The following is a 15,648-nucleotide window of genomic DNA, read 5'->3' as shown; positions in this document are numbered from 1 at the left end:
AGTCGGGGACGGCACCCGACGCGCCCAGCACTGCCCGGTAGTTCACTGGTGAGCGAACCGTTGTGGGCGGGATCGTGGTGGGTTGTTCCTGGAACGCGCCCAGCTCGGACCGGTCTGGTGCGCGAGGTGACGTTGGGGTGGTCCAGGGCGGTGCTTGGTACGTCGTGTGCCGTACTCGGCTCTCTCTTGCGCAACTCGAGTAGACAGGCACACAGCTTCCGGCGTGCAGACTGGCGGTGGTGGCGTTGCACAGACTCACCTCGTGGCGTCATCACCCCACACTCCCAAATGAAGACTGGCCGTCGTCCAGGCTCGACTCAGCGCGAGATGTCGTTTGTAGCGTGAGGCAGGCTGTCGGTGCGCTGTGCCTCGCTCGTGCGCACGCCCTGCCGGGTGTATGCCACTGGTCCGGTGTGCTGAGGTCGGCGGCGAACTCACCCTGCCGTCGCACGAGTCGATCGCCGCGCGTGATCTCGACGGCTGATTTCCGCGGGACGAGATGTGCCCGGTATCGGGGGGTGCCAATAAGCTCGGTGCCATGCTCACGCTGCTGTTGTATGTGCTGATCGTCGGCTTGGTGGCCGCGGTGCTATTTCTGGTCGCCAGTGCGGTGTTCGGACGGTCGGAGGAGCTCGGACCGATACCGGAGGGCACGACGGCGACCGTACTCCCCGTCGAGGGCATCTCCGGTGCGGATGTGCGTGCGCTGCGCTTTCAGCAAGTGGTGCGCGGCTACAAAGCAGGCGAGGTCGACTGGGCGCTGACGCGGCTCGCCGCGAGGATCGACGAATTGCAGCTGCAGCTGGCCGAGGCGCGCGGCGCCCAGCCCCAGGTTCCGGTCACCCGGGAACCGAAGTGAGCGCCGACGGCGACACCGCGGGCGACGGCCGGATCCGCTGTCCGTGGTCGGAGGCCTCCCAGCTCTACCGTGACTATCACGATCACGAATGGGGCAGGCCACTACACGGTGCGGACGCCATGTTCGAACGCGTCTGCCTCGAGGCGTTCCAATCGGGGCTGTCGTGGATCACCATCCTGCGTAAGCGCCCCGCCTTCCGCACCGCGTTCGCCGGGTTCGACATCGCCGAGGTGGCGAAGTTCGGCGACGACGATGTGGCGCGATTGCTCGCCGACCCCGGCATCGTGCGCAACCGGTCCAAGATCGTCGCCGCCATCTCCAACGCGCGGGTTGCCCTCGACCTCGATGTCGGTCTCGACGAGCTGATCTGGTCGTTCGCACCGCCGCCGCGCCCGCGCCCGCGGCAGCTTGCCGATGTGCCCGCGATCACCACCGAATCCGTAGCTCTGGCAAAAGAATTGAAGCGGCGCGGGTTCCGTTTCGTCGGCCCGACCACCGCCTACGCGCTGATGCAGGCGACCGGAATGGTTGACGATCACCTGGCCGATTGCTGGGTCGATGGTGACCTGTCCAACACAGGCCGAGCGGTCACATTTCGAACTCAGGTATCCGTCCACAACGGCGATAGGGAAGAATAGGACCGGTGTAGCTCGCCAAATGCCGGCGAGCTCGCTGGTTGGTGACAACTGGAGTTCCAAGAAAGTGCGCAGCATACCGCGCAGATCTGGAGGGAGCAGAGGATGGCGGCCATGAAGCCCCGCACCGGGGACGGTCCCCTCGAGGCAACCAAGGAAGGGCGTGGAATCGTCATGCGGGTTCCACTCGAGGGTGGCGGGCGTTTGGTCGTTGAGCTCACGCCGGATGAGGCAGCAGCGCTGGGTGACGAATTGAAGAGTGTCACCAGCTAGTCGCTCGGCGCTTGCTGATGTGGCCGGCCTTTTGGCCTGCCCCGAATGTGGTCTCGGTTTCGAGCCGCAGGATCGGGTGCTGCGTTGCGGAGCCGGACACAGCTTCGACATAGCCCGGCAGGGTTACGTCAGTCTGTTGACCGGCGCGTCGACCAAGATGACCGGTGATACCGCGGCGATGCTCGACGCGCGTGCCGCATTCCAAGGTAAGGGACATTTCGCGCCGATCGCCGTTGCGGTCGCCGCGGCGATCGGTTCGACGTCCGGCACGGTGCTGGAGGTCGGCGCAGGCACCGGCTATTACCTTGCCGGTGTGCTCGACGCCGCGCCGGACGCCCGCGGGGTCGCGCTGGATGTGGCGAAGCCCGCGGCTCGGCGCAGCGCTCGCGTGCATCCGCGCGCCGCATCGGTGCTTGCCGACGCCTGGCGCGGACTGCCGATCCGGGACGGTGCGCTGAGTCGGGTGCTCTCGGTATTCGCGCCACGCAATCCCGGCGAGGTCGCCCGCGCACTCGCCGTGGACGGCAGCTTTGTCGTCGCCACCCCCACCGAACGCCATCTGGCCGAGCTGATCGCGCCGCTCGGCATGCTGACGGTGGACCCGGACAAGGATCGCAGGCTCGGTGCGGCCATGTCCGGTCATTTCGATGCCATCGACCGCACTCTCGTCGAATACTCGATGAAACTCGATCGGGCCGACGTGGCCAACGTGGTCGCGATGGGCCCCTCCGGACACCATGCCGACCGCGCCGACGACCCACGCATCGCGGCCATGCCCGAGACTGTCGAGGTCACCGCGTCTGTTCTGGTGTCCTGCTATCGCAAACCGGTCGGCTAGGCGGGCTTAGGGTTTGCGGACCTGCTCGTAGACCTCGACCGTGCGGGCAGCGATCTGAAGCCAGTCGAATTCGGCGATCGCCCGCGCACGGCCTGCGGCGCCGAATTCGGCGGCGAGAACCCGATCGCCCGCAACCTCGTTCACCGCCGCTGCCAGTGCCCGCTCGTAATCCGGCGTGGCGCTCGGGTCGTAGTGCACCAATCGTCCGGTCGCGCCGTCGGCGACGACCTCGGGGATGCCGCCGACGTCGGAGGCGACCACGGCCGTCGCGCACGCCATCGCCTCGAGGTTCACGATGCCGAGCGGCTCGTACACCGAAGGACAGACGAAGACCGTTGCGGCCGCCAGTATCTGCCGGATCTGCTCGGTGGGCAGCATCTCGCGCACCCAGAACACCGTGGCGCGGTTGTGCTGCAACTCGGCGACGGCCGCGGACACCTCCGCTTCCAGCTCTCTGGTGTCGGCCGCGCCCGCACAGAGCACCAGCTGGATCTCCGGATCGAAATATCGTGCCGCGGCGAGCAGATGCCCGACGCCCTTCTGCCGGGTGATCCGGCCGACGAAGGCCGCGATCGGCCGGTCGGTTCGCACCCCCAGCTCGGTCAGGATCGGTGGGGAGCCGGTCGCGGGCGGTCCGGGATGCCAGACCGCGGCGTCGATGCCGTTGTGCACCACATGAACCCGGTCCGGGTCGATCGCCGGGTAGGCGTCGAGCACGTCGTGGCGCATGCCCTCACTCACCGCGATGATGGCGTCGGCATGTTCGACCGCATTGCGCTCCGACCACGACGAGAGCCGATAGCCGCCGCCGAGCTGTTCGGCCTTCCACGGCCTGCGCGGCTCCAGCGAATGAGCGGTCACCACGTGCGGTATCCCGTACAGCGTGGCGGCGAGATGCCCGGCGAGCCCGGTGTACCAGGTGTGCGAATGCACCACGTCCACCTGCCCCGCGGCATCGGCCATCCGCAGCTGGGCCGACATCATCTGCAACGCGGCATTGGCGGCGTAGAGCATCGGATCCGGTTGGTGCACCACCGCTTCGGTACGCGGCACGCCCATGCAATGCACGGTCACTTCGCACAACTGCCGCAATTGTGCGGCCAACTGAGTGACGTGCACGCCCGCACCGCCGTACACCTCCGGCGGATACTCGCGCGTCAACATCGCGACCCGAAGCCGGTCCTGCGCGAGGCCGTAGTCGGTTCGCTCCTGCCCGGATCCTGCCGTCGAGCGCGCGCCCTCCGTGCCGAAACTCACCGGTTCAAACTAGACGCTCGGGTCGCAGGGGGCCACTCTCGCCCGCGCGGCGCGGTAGTTTGGCAGATGTGAGGAGCCAGCCGCACGTACTCGGGATCGTGCTCGCCGGTGGCGAGGGCAAGCGCTTGTTTCCACTCACCGCGGATCGGGCAAAGCCTGCCGTTCCTTTCGGTGGTGCCTACCGACTCATCGACTTCGTCCTCAGCAACCTTGTCAATGCGGGTTTTCTGCGACTGTGTGTGCTCACGCAGTACAAATCGCACTCGCTGGACCGGCATATCTCGCAGACTTGGCGACTATCGGGCTTCGGTGGCGAATACATCACCCCGGTCCCGGCTCAGCAGAGACTCGGTCCGCGCTGGTACACCGGCAGCGCCGACGCGATCATGCAGTCGCTGAATCTGATCTACGACGAGGACCCCGACTACATCGTGGTGTTCGGCGCCGACCATGTGTACCGGATGGACCCGGAGCAGATGCTTGCCGCGCATATCGATTCCGGCGCAGGCGTCACCGTGGCGGGCATTCGGGTGCCGCGCAGCGAGGCAAGCGCATTCGGCTGCATCGACTCCGACGAGTCCGGGCGGATCACCCAGTTCCTGGAGAAGCCCGCGCATCCGCCCGGCACACCGGACGACCCGAACATGACATTCGCCTCCATGGGCAATTATGTGTTCACCACCAAGGTGCTGGTGGATTCGATCCGCGCGGACGCCGATAATTCCGACTCCGACCACGATATGGGTGGCGACATCATTCCCTCGCTGGTCGCAGCGAGCGCGGCCGCCGTCTACGACTTTGCCGACAACGATGTCCCCGGCGCCACCGACCGCGACCGCGGCTACTGGCGCGATGTCGGCACCATCGACGCCTTCTACGAGGCGCATATGGATCTGGTGTCGGTGCATCCGGTATTCAACCTCTACAACAAGCATTGGCCGATCCGCGGCGCCGCCGAAAATCTGCCGCCCGCGAAGTTCGCCCAAGGCGGTCTCGCGCAGGAATGCATCGTCGGCTCCGGCTGCATTCTCTCGGCCGCCACTGTCCGCAACTCGGTGCTCAGCTCCAATGTGATGATCGACGACGGCGCAACGATCGAGGGCAGTGTCCTGATGCCCGGTGTGCGCGTCGGTCGCGGTGCGGTCGTGCGCCGGGCGATCCTGGACAAGAACGTGGTGGTGGGCGAGGGCGAAATCATCGGCGTCGACCTGGATCGCGACCGCGAACGCTTCGCGGTCAGCCACGGCGGCGTCGTCACCGTCGGCAAGGGCGTGTGGGTCTAGTCGACTCGATCCGCATCCCTCGACTCGCCGGTGATCATGCCGCGCTCGGCCACCTCGGTCAGTCGAACCAGCGCCGCCGCGGCAGCCGACGCGCCCAGGCCGGCGCTGAGTAGTCCGACCCACAGGGCGTGCACCGAAACCGTGCGGACCGCGGCGACCAGCTCGTCGTCGAGCGGTGTGCCCCACAGCTGCTCGACGGAAGCCGAATGCACGTCACCGCTGACATAATCCAGTACTGCTCGTCGCTGCCGCGCGCGGTGACCGGTGGCCTCCACGCGCCCGAATCCGAGCGACTCGGCCACCCGCGCCGCGGTCGCCCCTCCGATATCCGACGCCGACCCGTTGTGGCGCATTCGTACCCCTCCCGCCTCATGAATGGCACACAGGCATTGGCGACGGGCCCATTGGGAGCCGTTCCCACTAGCCGATCTATTCAGGATACGAACGGTCCAGCCGAACATCCGGACCTTTCGGCGCAGTGATGCGCGAACGATGCCGACGGCCGAAACTCACTGTGCCGCAGCTGGACATCCGCCACAGCAGGCCCGAGGGTCGGGGGCATGATCAGGCGGGCCGAGCGCGATCGCCCACCTGCTGCTCGACCACGCGGGCTTCGTCTCGCCGCAACCGAAACGCCGCACCGCGCAGACGTTGTTCCCCGACATCGACGCCGACAGCGTGCTGCGGGTGCTCGCGCGCACCGACTACGACGACGCCCACGAAAGCCAGGCGGGATTGTTCGCCTCGCTGCTCCTGTCCGACGCCGTCGGCGCCAGGTCGACGTCGTTGCCGGCCCGCGCGATCTTCCGCGACTGGCGCGACACCCAGGTTGCACTGGCTGCCCGCAGTCGTCGACAGATACGCGCGGCTAGCATTCGGCCTTCGGGCGCTCTGGTTCCGCTCGACCCTCGCCGACCGCCGATTGAAGGCCGGCGGAAACTAGCCGCGTGAGGCACAGAGTAGGCCGTCGCCGACCGGGATGAGCACGCTGGTGAGCTCGGGGTCCTCGGCGATAGCCCGCGTGGCGGCGCGCACGGCCTGAGTGGCGGGGTCGCGCTGGGTGGCGTCGGGAACGCGACCGCCCAGCAGCGCATTGTGTAGCAGGATGGCGCCGCCCGCACGCAACAGGCGCACGGCCTGTGCGACGTACTGCGGATGCTCCAGCGGGGCCGCGTCGATGAAAACCAGGTCGTAGGCGCCGTCGGCGAGGCGGGGCAGCACATCGAGTGCGCGACCGTTGATGAGCCTGGTGCGGGCGGGCAGGATCTCGGCGGTCCGGAACGCCTCCTTGGCAGCGCGCTGGTGTTCGGGCTCGGAATCGATAGTGGTCAGCGTCCCGTCCTCACGCATACCGTCCAGCAGCCACAACCCACTGATACCCGCGCCGGTGCCGACCTCGACGACGGTCCGCGCGCCGAGCAATTGCGCATACATACTCAGCAGCGCCCCCACCGACGGTGCGACAGGCGAAGCACCGAGCTCGGTGGCCCGTTCGCGCGCACTGACGAGAACCTCGTCTTCCACGACGGATTCCTCCACGTAGGAGAGATTTCGCTCCAGGTTCGATGCCACCTAAGCAGGCTATCTCGCGAGTACGGATGTCCGCGTTTCCAGCACACAACTGCGTGCGGCGAATCTTTCCGCCACACCGCAGCGGGCAATTGCGCGGTTTCGGGTTTATGTCCGCACACCAGGCAACAACGGCGGCGCACGACGCGATATCCGATTCAAGGAGTACCGCTCCCGGCAGATTCTCAGGTGTCCCTCAGGGTCTCCATATCCGTGGCATATCGGAACAAAGGAGAGTGAGCGCTACGCAAGACCAGCTGACCGCCGGGCGCGGGACGCGGGAACAAGGACATACCGGTTGTCTGTTGTACCCGTCAGCGACGATCCGCAGGTCCGGATCGACGCCGAGTTCCAGAGCCAGCGGTCCCGAGTAGGAGGTAGCCCCATCCACATGGTCGATGCGGCGCGCGAATACGCCACCCTGCCAGAGCAAGCACTGCCGATCGAATTCGAGAAGGCAGCAGAGTCGATGGAAGAACTGAGCGGCACTGCCGCGTTCGATGCCACCGGTGACCGATCGGTGATGCCGTCCTGGGACGAATTGGTCCGCGAGCATGCCGATCGGGTATATCGGCTGGCCTACCGCCTGTCCGGCGACGCCCAAGACGCCGATGATCTCACCCAGGAGACCTTCATCCGGGTGTTCCGCTCACTGTCGAACTACCAACCGGGCACCTTCGAGGGCTGGTTGCATCGCATCACCACGAATCTGTTCCTGGACATGGTGCGCAGGCGCAACCGGATCCGGATGGAGGCGCTGCCCGAAGACTACGACCGGGTGCCTGCCGATGGCCCCAGCCCGGAGCAGGCCTATCACGACGCCCGACTCGACCCTGACCTGCAGACCGCCCTCGACTCGCTGGCTCCTGAGTTCCGTGCCGCTGTGGTGCTGTGTGACATCGAAGGGCTGTCCTACGAGGAGATCGGCGCCACCCTCGGCGTCAAACTCGGCACCGTGCGCAGCCGAATCCACCGTGGCCGTCAGGCATTGCGTGACTACCTTGCGCATAATGGATCTGAGGAGCGGTTCGCCGCTGACGCGAACGTAGGGTGATCGGTCGGGTGCCGACGTCACCCACGTCCTGGATGATGTCGGTTGGAAGGGTGAGCACCGAATGAGTGGCGACTCCAGCACGTCAGGTCGTCCGTCGCACGAGGAGCCCGGGCGCGCACACGCCAGGCCGCAGCGTTTTCAGCCCACCGAGCATCTGGCGAGCGAGGCGATCGCTGCGTACGTCGACGGCGAGCTGCGGATGAACGCCTACCTGCGCGCCGCGCAGCACCTTTCGCTCTGCCCGGAATGCGCGGCGGAGGTCGATGCGCAGCAGCAGGCCAGGATCGCGCTGCGCCGGGCAGGCCAGGTGTCGATTCCCACCGGCCTGCATGACAGCTTGACCCGCATTCCGCTGGCCGAACTGCCCGGCGGCGCGTCCAACGGATCGCCGCGGCCGACAACCGGGACCCCACGCAACGAGGCGGTTTTCGGCTTTCTGACAGATTCGTTCACCGCGACCCGGTGGACTACATGGTGGCGCAAGTAGAGTTTGGCGAGTGACCACCGAATCGACGAACTCCGGATCGGCCGACACACCGGATTCGGCGGCCAACCGGGGGAACCTGAGGCCGTCGGACGCGCCTGTGCTCGGGCCGCGCCCGGTCTACCGCCCCCATGTCGACACCCACACGGCGCGTGCCTTCCGCCGCCCTTCGGGCCAGACCGGCTCATTCGCCGAGTACACCGCGCCGCAGACCGTTTCTGCCGCACCGCATCTGGGCCCCGACATGCAGAACCGCCCGCCGGACGCGGTGCTGGCCGAGGCCTTCGGACGCCCGGAAGGCTCCACCGAGCTCCTCCAGCGTGACCCCGACGCGGCCGACGCCACCGCACCGGTCGCAGGTCCTGCCGATCCGTGGCGCGATCCGGCGACCGGCGCCCGTCTGGGTGCGCCCGCGGTGCCGACACCGCAACCCGCACCACTGCCGCAGGCGAAGAAGCTCTCGGCCCGTGAGGTGCTGTTCGGTTCCCACGTCACACCGAAGGCGCTCGCGCTGCTCGCCGTGGTCGCGCTGGCGGTCGGCGTGCTCGGTGGACTGGTCGGCAGGCTCACCGCCGAGGCGGCAGCGCCGCTGACCTCCCGCAAGGTCGCGCTGGAGCAGACCGATAACACCGAGCGGCCACACGGTCAGATCGCGAAGGTCGCCAATGCGGTGCTGCCGTCGGTGGTGTCGATTCGCGTCACCGTCGGCGACAACGGCGCGACCGGCTCCGGTGTGGTGATCGACGGCGCGGGCTATATCGCGACGAACAACCACGTGATCTCGATGGCGGCTCAGGACAAGTCCAATCGGGCGGCCATCCAGGTGACCTTCTCCGACGGCACCCGGGTCCCCGCACACATCGTGGGGCGCGATCCGAAGACCGACCTGGCGGTGCTGAAGGTCGATGTGAAGAATCTCACGGTGGCGCAATTGGGTAAGTCCGAGGACGTCCAGGTCGGTGACGACGTGCTGGCCATCGGTTCGCCGCTCGGCCTCAGCAAGACCGTCACCTACGGCATCGTCAGCGCGCTGCACCGTCCGGTCGCGCTGTCCGGTGAGGGCAGCGACACCAAGGCCGTGATCGACGCTGTGCAGACCGACGCGTCGATCAACCCGGGCAACTCCGGTGGCGCGCTTGTCGACCTGCAAGGCCGGGTCATCGGCATCAACACCGCGATCCGCAGCGAGACCGGCGGTTCGGTCGGTCTGGGCTTCGCCATTCCGGTCGACATGGTTACCGAGGTCGCACAGACCCTCATCCGCGACGGCCAGATGCACCACCCGATGATCGGCCTCAGCGCCCGCAGCAAACAGGTGGCGAATGAGGTGATGAGCGGAGCTGCTGTCGCCGACGTCATGGCCAACGGTCCTGCGGCGAAGGCCGGAATCGTCGAGGGCGATGTGATCGTGAAGATCGGTGACCGCGAGGTGACCGGGCCGGACGAGCTGGTCGTCGCGGTTCAGTCGAGCAAGATCGGTCAGACGGTGAACGTGCAGTTGATCCGGGACGGCAGGCAGGTGGACGTGCCGGTCACGCTGGAATCCGACTGAGCTGCGGCTGGGGTCCCCGGGTAGCCTGGATCTGTGTTCAGCAACATCGGCTGGAGCGAGATGGTCATCCTGCTCGTCGCCGCCCTCGTGATCCTCGGCCCGGAGCGACTGCCCGGCGCGGTTCGCTGGACCACGCGTAGCCTGCGCCAGGTGCGCGACTACGCCAGTGGCGCCACCCAGCAACTGCAGCAGGAGCTCGGGCCCGAATTCGAGGAGCTGCGCAAGCCGCTCGCCGACCTGAACGAGTTGCGCCAGATGTCGCCGCGCTCGATGGTGACCAAACATCTTCTCAACGGCGACGATTCGCTGCTGCGCAATTTAGCGAGCGCGGTGCCGGACAAGAACGACCTACTGGGCACGGCGAGTGGGATGCCGGATTACCCGATGCCGAAGCTGGAAAAGCCGTTGGACCGCAACGAACGTCCGCCGATCGACACGGACGCGACCTGAAAAGCGACGCCCGAATTATTGAAACGGGCAAGGTTCTGTCAACCAGACTAGACACAGGGTCCTGCCGAGCTGTCTAGACTTCGCACATGTCGGCCGATGACGTGGCGCGCGTTTTCGCAATCGAAAACAAGGTCGAGCGACTGAAAGCGGCCACCGATGGTGTGGCGGCGGCCCAGCAGACCATCAACGAACTCACCCGAATCCGGCGCGCGGTAATCAGGGAACTCCATGCCGATGGCTGGACATTCGCCAGAATCGGTGCGGCCGCAGGACTTTCCCGCGCCCGCATTCATCAGGTCAGCACCCAGGGTCCGGCACCGGAGGGATTGTTCTTCGGGCATGGCTCGATCACCGTGCTGGCCCCCGAGGTACGCGGTGGCCGGGTGCTCGGCGCACCGGATCCCGCGGCGGCACAGCGACTTGTCGAGTTGCTGCACGAGCTCGGTTTCGCTGCCGTGGTCGAGCACTTTCTCCCTGGCCGCCCTATCGATCTGAATCGAGACGGGCTGATCGTGCTCGGCGGTCCAGAGCTGTCCCCCAGTGTGCGCCAATTGATCACGGCCGACCCGCGCCTGCGCCGCGCGGTTGCTCGGGCAGGCGACGCCCGGCGCGGTATCGAGGATCGCGCGGCCCGACGGGTGTACCGGCCCGGCGGACCCGAACCACACGACATCGCTTACCTGGCACGCCTGCCCCGCCCGGACGGTCGCGGCACCGTGCTGATCATCGATGGCCTGCATCCGCCCGGTTCACTCGGCGCCATCCGCCTACTCGCCACCCGGTTGGCCACGCTGCACGAACGTTCAGCCGCCCATCTGTTTTCGGTGCTCGTCGCGGTGCGCTACGACCGCTCCACCGGCGAGCCGCAGGAAGCCGAATTACTCACTCCCGTCTACCGACACGACCACGAGCCGAGATCGACATCGCCCGGCAGGCGCTGAGTCGTAGCCGAGGCCGTTTCCGGATGTGGGAGTGGCCGGTCCCGCACTGGCGTATTGGTTGCGCTGCTACGGTTTTGGGCCGTCGATGGTCGAGCGGGCGCCGCAACCGCGCTTCGATGGGTACATCGTGGACTTCCGCGGCGAGGCCGTGACGGCGATTCAGCTCGTGGTCACCCAACATGGTGTGCCGGTGCGGCGCCCGGTCGGCGGCGTTCTACCTGTCTTGGCCGCGGCGCCGAGCTGACACGGACGCGACAGTCGACTCGGCATCGGAAGCGGTCGCACCCCGAGACCATCCGCTGCCGGAAACTCGTATCACACACCATGGGCGTGTTCCGTTACGGAAATTGCTACACCGATGCTTCAATAGCTGAAAGATAACCAATCGGTGGTAGGTGGACCGGATGATTCTTCGACGTTCGATGACAGCGCATACCGCATCCCCGGCCGAGGCGGCCCCGACCGAGCTCGCGGCAACCCGAAGACAGCAGACGGTGGCCACGCACCGCGTCACCTACAACGACCGGCTGAAGGTGTTCATCGGGCCCGATGAGACGGTCGAGAACTTCCTCCGCCCGCTGTGCGGGCTGGATGGCTACCATCGCTACTCGGTGAACATGAGCAGGCTGCCGTCACCGATTCCGGCTACCGACATCACCACGGCCGTCGGCACAGCGCGCGGCGCGGGCGCAGTCCAGTGCACCGGCTCGGCGAAGGCACTGGTCATCGAGATCTGGACAGCCGTCGATGGAGTACCGCGACATTTCGTCGTCGGCAGGCCCGGCAATCACGACAGCGAGCCGACCGTCTGTATCCCGGATGGGACCGACTTCCTGCGGGTGTACGCGGACGAGGTCTTCACCGCCGAACACGCCGCGGAGGTATTCGCAACCTACTTCCACACCGACACCATCCCGCCCGGTTTCCAGCTCCGTGAGGTGCTCGGCTGATGCGGACGCACCGCGCTATGTCACCGAGCGGCTGCCTGGAGCGGCAACGGTGAACATGCTCATCGTCGGTGCTGTCGTCGTCGTGCTCGGACTGCTCATCATGCTGACCACGGTCCTGTTGGGGACCCGCTCGCCGCGCAAACGCCTGACCGTCGCGGACCTACAGGCACGCCTGGCCGAGGAAGGCGGCACCGACGCCGACGAGCCGATCGGCCAACCCGCCGGACACACCGCGACCCGCGAGTGAGCACCTCCCGAGTGTCGCGACAGCGACGAATAGCCGTTGCGTAGCTAAGTGGGTTCCGTGTGTGCCGTGCTCCCGCAGTTGATGGCGCTCGCGACTGGTATGGACTTGTATTTCAACTGGTCTGTATTCCCCGGATCACCTCGTCGAGTCGCGGCAGGCTTCCTTGGACTGCCTCGCTACAAGCGTTCAACCACCCGGTTGGTGCCAGAATCGTGCGATGACAGCTGCCAGGAGCGACCGCCACCAGAGACTCTCGGCTTTCCTGGCTTCTCACAACGACATTGAGCTCGGCGAGCTCATGACCACAGGTCGGTCCAACGGTGTGGGAGTGGGCGGCGGCTCGACAGTCCTCGACGCCGACGGCGTGCCGGTGTTCGCCAAGCACGTCCCGCTGACCGATCGAGAGCTCGCCCATTGGGGCTCCACCGCGAACCTGTTCGACCTGCCAGTGTTCTGCCAGTATGGTACTGGCGGCCCGAGCTTCAACGCATGGCGTGAGCTCGCTGCGAACATCGTTGTCACCGATGGCGTTCTGGCTGGTGAGACGCAGTCGTTCCCGATGCTCTACCACTGGCGGGTTCTGCCCGGCCGGTCGCCGGTCGCAGCCGAACACGCCGACATCGACGCGGTGGTTGCCGCCCAGGGCGGCTGCCCAGCCGTGCGTGCCCGACTCGAAGCGCTGGCCGCCGCACCGTCGAGCCTCATGCTGTTCTGCGAATACATCCCGCAACCGATGTCGGACTGGTTGCGCGAGAACCCGGCGGGCAAGGCAGCTGCAGTCGAGCGACAGTTTTCAGAGATTGTGACGTTCCTGGGCAATCGGGACCTGCTGCATATGGACGGACATTTCGGCAATATGCGCAGTGACGGGGAGCTGATCTATCTCAGCGACTTCGGGTTGGCTACCGCGCCGCTTTTCGACCTGTCGACCGCCGAGCGCGACTTCGCCGAACGCCATGCCACTCATGACGCCGACTACGCCGCCATGCGACTGGTTAATTGGTTGGTGACCGATGTCTGCGGAGTACCTGAGCCGACTACCGGTGGCCCCGTCGCCCGCAACGAGTACGTACGTCAGTGCGCCGCTGGTCACATCCCAGACGATGTGACGCCAGTGGTGGCCTCGATCCTGACCCGGCACGCACCTGCCGCCGCGAAGACGAACGCCTTCTACTGGGAATTGTTCGGCGGCGATATCCACGCGGAATACCCGGCTGGTTAATACGCGATAGTGTCGATACTCTCCGCACGGACAACATCTTTCGGTGTTCTGCCATTGCACACCAACCGAGAGGGAACCGTATTCAACTGTTGATTTCCGCCGGCTTGTCCTTGGTCAGCTCAGCCAGAATTCGAATCCCTTGCGGTCCTCAGCGTGCCGAGGTCGACCGGGAGGTCGAGGTGAAGGTTGTCGGTTGGCCACGTCAGCGTCAATGTGTCGTCCCATCGTTCCTGTGGCCACCAATACTCGAGGGGCCACATGTACTCCCACGGCTCGCTGGACTGGGGTCGCCGCCGCGCGTCGGCAGCCGACCGGAACTGAGCTGGCCTTGCCGTCACCGGACTCGACCGTGATCAACTCACGGTCGAGTCCTTCTAAAAGCTGGATCGTGGCGAACAGCACCTTGGAGTCCGGGTCCTGGCATTCGGGCTTCAGCCCGTCAGGAGCTAGGCGGACACGCGAGAGACAGCCGGTGGAGTAGACCTCCGCTGGCCATAACGCCCATGAGACCGCCTCGGATCGGCCGACCGCCCACCGGTACCGGAATCGTCGTGTTCGTCATCTCGGGTAGCTCACAACGAACGGATGGGCCGAATTATCCTGGACCCCATGGGGAGTCGAGAACTCGACGTGCACGCCCACGCTCACCTGATCGCCTGGCGTGTAGGGGTATATGACGTTTTTGTGGCCCTGCCGCCGCCGAAGGTCGATGACGACGATTCTGAGTTCAAACCGACCGGACTAACCTGGTGGGCGTGACAATTGACGCGCTTTCTGAAGTGCGCGGCCCCGCGCGGACGCCGGTCGCGTGGATGCGGCCTGGTCACATCGGATACGTCGGGCCAGATCTCGGCGTCGACTCGCATTCTCCCTCGGTCGCGATGCTCAGCGTCGGGTTGGACGCGCCGCTTGTGCTGCATACCAGCGCGCATGGGCGGATTCGGACCGGCAGCTCTTTCGCTCCCGCCCGCACGACGCAGCGCATAGTCGCCACCGAGGGGTGGATCCTGGCGCTGTTCGTTGAGCCCGCGGGCGCACCGTCCACCACAATTGTTGACGAGATGACCTCTGCTGCAGGATCTTTCGGACTAAACCACCGCCGGGAACGCGAATTGGTCGAGCGGTGCCGAGCCGAGAAGATAAACCCCGACCACATATACGCCTGTGCCATCGCCGGTACCGCACCGCCCGCCGATCCGCGAATCGAGCAGGTCGCCGCCACTATTCGCACTGACCCGTCCCAAACCTTCCGCGCCGACCGAATAGCCGCGAACCTGGGTTTGTCCACCACCCATTTCCTACGGCTGTTCACCCAGCAGTATGGCACCACATTCCGCGGGTATCAGCGGTGGAACCGCATGATCCACACCGTCCGTAAGGCGGTGGCCGGACACGACCTCACCCGATCCGCAATCGACGCAGGCTTCGCCACCCCGTCCCACTTCAGTGAAACCTTCCGCGACCTGATCGGATTGTCCGCCACGACAATGCTGCGTGCCGGAATCCGCTTCGACCTCGGAACCTCGCCCACGCAGTGATATCGCTGCGATAGTCGCGGAGTGCGGTGGCTCGGCGATCTGAATGCGCCCGCCGAGTCGCAGCTCACCGTGGAGGTGGCTGGCATACGGCGACAGTGCTGCCGTCGGGAGGCGCGTTGAGCGCGAACATGTCTGGGCGATGTTGGAGAACGCCCACCCCAGCCCTGGTCGAGCAATAGCGCAAGGTCGATCGAGTCGGCCCTGACCTCGAATAGTGGGCTCACCAGGACCCAATCTCGATCGGTGAACCCTCCGCACTCCGGTGGTTGCCGGCTGGAACCGGGCTTCCCGCTGCTTGTCAGATGCGCGGCGGCGCCCGATAGCCCTCGCAGGCCGGCTGTGGTGGCATCCCGAGAAAGCAAAGCGCAAGCGAGCGTAGAGAAATGGTCGTTGCCTCGCGTCCTGGGTTCAAGGGGTGGATGCAACACCCACCCCTTGAACCCCGTGGAGTGTTGCGATGGCGCTGCCGCCGTTGAATGTTGTGACTTGCTTGTTC

19 protein-coding genes are annotated in these 15,648 nt (G+C 66.1%); 16 read left to right on the top strand and 3 right to left on the bottom strand.

Annotated features, from left to right (window positions below):
- Positions 1-538: 538 nt before the first annotated feature.
- The 4 genes from AB0M74_RS34890 (at position 539) to AB0M74_RS34875 (ending at position 2,605) form a co-directional block, all read left to right on the top strand.
- The gene (locus tag AB0M74_RS34890; RefSeq protein ID WP_366530576.1) at positions 539-859 is read left to right on the top strand and encodes a DivIVA domain-containing protein; all 321 of its coding nucleotides are present in this window, start codon (positions 539-541) and stop codon (positions 857-859) included.
- Positions 856-1,497, top strand: coding sequence for a DNA-3-methyladenine glycosylase I (locus tag AB0M74_RS34885; protein WP_366530575.1), 642 nt, complete (start codon positions 856-858; stop codon positions 1,495-1,497). The genes AB0M74_RS34890 and AB0M74_RS34885 overlap by 4 nt, the downstream gene beginning before the upstream one ends.
- Before the next feature lie 102 nt (positions 1,498-1,599).
- Positions 1,600-1,767: a DUF3117 domain-containing protein gene (locus AB0M74_RS34880; RefSeq protein ID WP_011211259.1), complete on the top strand. Its 168-nt coding sequence runs from the start codon at positions 1,600-1,602 to the stop codon at positions 1,765-1,767.
- 19 nt (positions 1,768-1,786) lie between these two features.
- Positions 1,787-2,605 (top strand): putative RNA methyltransferase, encoded by an 819-nt coding sequence (locus AB0M74_RS34875; protein WP_366530574.1) that lies wholly within the window; start codon positions 1,787-1,789, stop codon positions 2,603-2,605.
- Between the two features lie 6 nt (positions 2,606-2,611).
- Here the strand turns inward: AB0M74_RS34875 and glgA are convergent, their stop codons facing one another.
- Positions 2,612-3,769 carry a glycogen synthase gene (gene glgA / locus AB0M74_RS34870; RefSeq protein ID WP_366530578.1) on the bottom strand — a complete coding sequence of 386 codons (1,158 nt, stop codon included), beginning with the start codon at positions 3,767-3,769 and terminating at the stop codon, positions 2,612-2,614.
- Positions 3,770-3,930: 161 nt separating this feature from the next.
- Between glgA and glgC the strand changes: the two genes are divergently transcribed.
- A complete protein-coding gene (gene glgC / locus AB0M74_RS34865; protein WP_366530573.1) occupies positions 3,931-5,145 on the top strand; it encodes a glucose-1-phosphate adenylyltransferase in 1,215 nt (404 codons plus the stop codon).
- Here glgC and AB0M74_RS34860 read toward each other — a convergent pair.
- Positions 5,142-5,498: a hypothetical protein gene (locus tag AB0M74_RS34860; protein ID WP_366530572.1), complete on the bottom strand. Its 357-nt coding sequence runs from the start codon at positions 5,496-5,498 to the stop codon at positions 5,142-5,144. The two genes, glgC and AB0M74_RS34860, sit on opposite strands and share 4 nt — an antisense overlap.
- Before the next feature lie 298 nt (positions 5,499-5,796).
- On the opposite strand from AB0M74_RS34860, the gene AB0M74_RS34855 reads away from it, so the two are divergent.
- Positions 5,797-6,096 carry a hypothetical protein gene (locus AB0M74_RS34855; protein ID WP_366530571.1) on the top strand — a complete coding sequence of 100 codons (300 nt, stop codon included), beginning with the start codon at positions 5,797-5,799 and terminating at the stop codon, positions 6,094-6,096.
- Here AB0M74_RS34855 and AB0M74_RS34850 read toward each other — a convergent pair.
- Positions 6,085-6,717 carry an O-methyltransferase gene (locus AB0M74_RS34850; RefSeq protein ID WP_366530570.1) on the bottom strand — a complete coding sequence of 211 codons (633 nt, stop codon included), beginning with the start codon at positions 6,715-6,717 and terminating at the stop codon, positions 6,085-6,087. The genes AB0M74_RS34855 and AB0M74_RS34850 overlap by 12 nt on opposite strands.
- A 388-nt stretch (positions 6,718-7,105) precedes the next feature.
- Between AB0M74_RS34850 and sigE the strand changes: the two genes are divergently transcribed.
- The 10 genes from sigE to AB0M74_RS34800 all read left to right on the top strand — a co-directional run bounded on the left by sigE (position 7,106) and on the right by AB0M74_RS34800 (position 15,152).
- Positions 7,106-7,768: an RNA polymerase sigma factor SigE gene (gene sigE, locus AB0M74_RS34845; protein ID WP_366530577.1), complete on the top strand. Its 663-nt coding sequence runs from the start codon at positions 7,106-7,108 to the stop codon at positions 7,766-7,768.
- A 61-nt stretch (positions 7,769-7,829) separates the two neighbouring features.
- The gene (locus AB0M74_RS34840) at positions 7,830-8,255 is read left to right on the top strand and encodes a hypothetical protein (protein WP_366530569.1); all 426 of its coding nucleotides are present in this window, start codon (positions 7,830-7,832) and stop codon (positions 8,253-8,255) included.
- Between the two features lie 10 nt (positions 8,256-8,265).
- Positions 8,266-9,804 (top strand): trypsin-like peptidase domain-containing protein, encoded by a 1,539-nt coding sequence (locus AB0M74_RS34835; protein ID WP_366530568.1) that lies wholly within the window; start codon positions 8,266-8,268, stop codon positions 9,802-9,804.
- 33 nt (positions 9,805-9,837) lie between these two features.
- Positions 9,838-10,254: a Sec-independent protein translocase protein TatB gene (gene tatB, locus AB0M74_RS34830; RefSeq protein WP_366530567.1), complete on the top strand. Its 417-nt coding sequence runs from the start codon at positions 9,838-9,840 to the stop codon at positions 10,252-10,254.
- Between the two features lie 86 nt (positions 10,255-10,340).
- Positions 10,341-11,195, top strand: coding sequence for a hypothetical protein (locus tag AB0M74_RS34825; protein ID WP_366530566.1), 855 nt, complete (start codon positions 10,341-10,343; stop codon positions 11,193-11,195).
- 31 nt (positions 11,196-11,226) lie between these two features.
- The gene (locus AB0M74_RS34820; protein ID WP_366530565.1) at positions 11,227-11,439 is read left to right on the top strand and encodes a hypothetical protein; all 213 of its coding nucleotides are present in this window, start codon (positions 11,227-11,229) and stop codon (positions 11,437-11,439) included.
- A gap of 160 nt (positions 11,440-11,599) precedes the next feature.
- Positions 11,600-12,145: a hypothetical protein gene (locus tag AB0M74_RS34815; RefSeq protein ID WP_366530564.1), complete on the top strand. Its 546-nt coding sequence runs from the start codon at positions 11,600-11,602 to the stop codon at positions 12,143-12,145.
- Positions 12,129-12,392: a hypothetical protein gene (locus tag AB0M74_RS34810; RefSeq protein WP_366530563.1), complete on the top strand. Its 264-nt coding sequence runs from the start codon at positions 12,129-12,131 to the stop codon at positions 12,390-12,392. The genes AB0M74_RS34815 and AB0M74_RS34810 overlap by 17 nt, the downstream gene beginning before the upstream one ends.
- 298 nt (positions 12,393-12,690) lie before the next feature.
- Positions 12,691-13,614 (top strand): serine/threonine protein phosphatase, encoded by a 924-nt coding sequence (locus AB0M74_RS34805; RefSeq protein WP_366530562.1) that lies wholly within the window; start codon positions 12,691-12,693, stop codon positions 13,612-13,614.
- Between the two features lie 755 nt (positions 13,615-14,369).
- A complete protein-coding gene (locus AB0M74_RS34800; RefSeq protein ID WP_366530561.1) occupies positions 14,370-15,152 on the top strand; it encodes an AraC family transcriptional regulator in 783 nt (260 codons plus the stop codon).
- The last annotated feature ends 496 nt before the right edge of the window (positions 15,153-15,648 follow it).

The organism is Nocardia sp. NPDC051463 (assembly GCF_040681975.1).
Taxonomy (GTDB): domain Bacteria; phylum Actinomycetota; class Actinomycetes; order Mycobacteriales; family Mycobacteriaceae; genus Nocardia.
The sequence above is the reverse complement of the archived record's forward strand: the minus strand, read 5'-3'. Positions and strand labels throughout refer to the sequence as shown.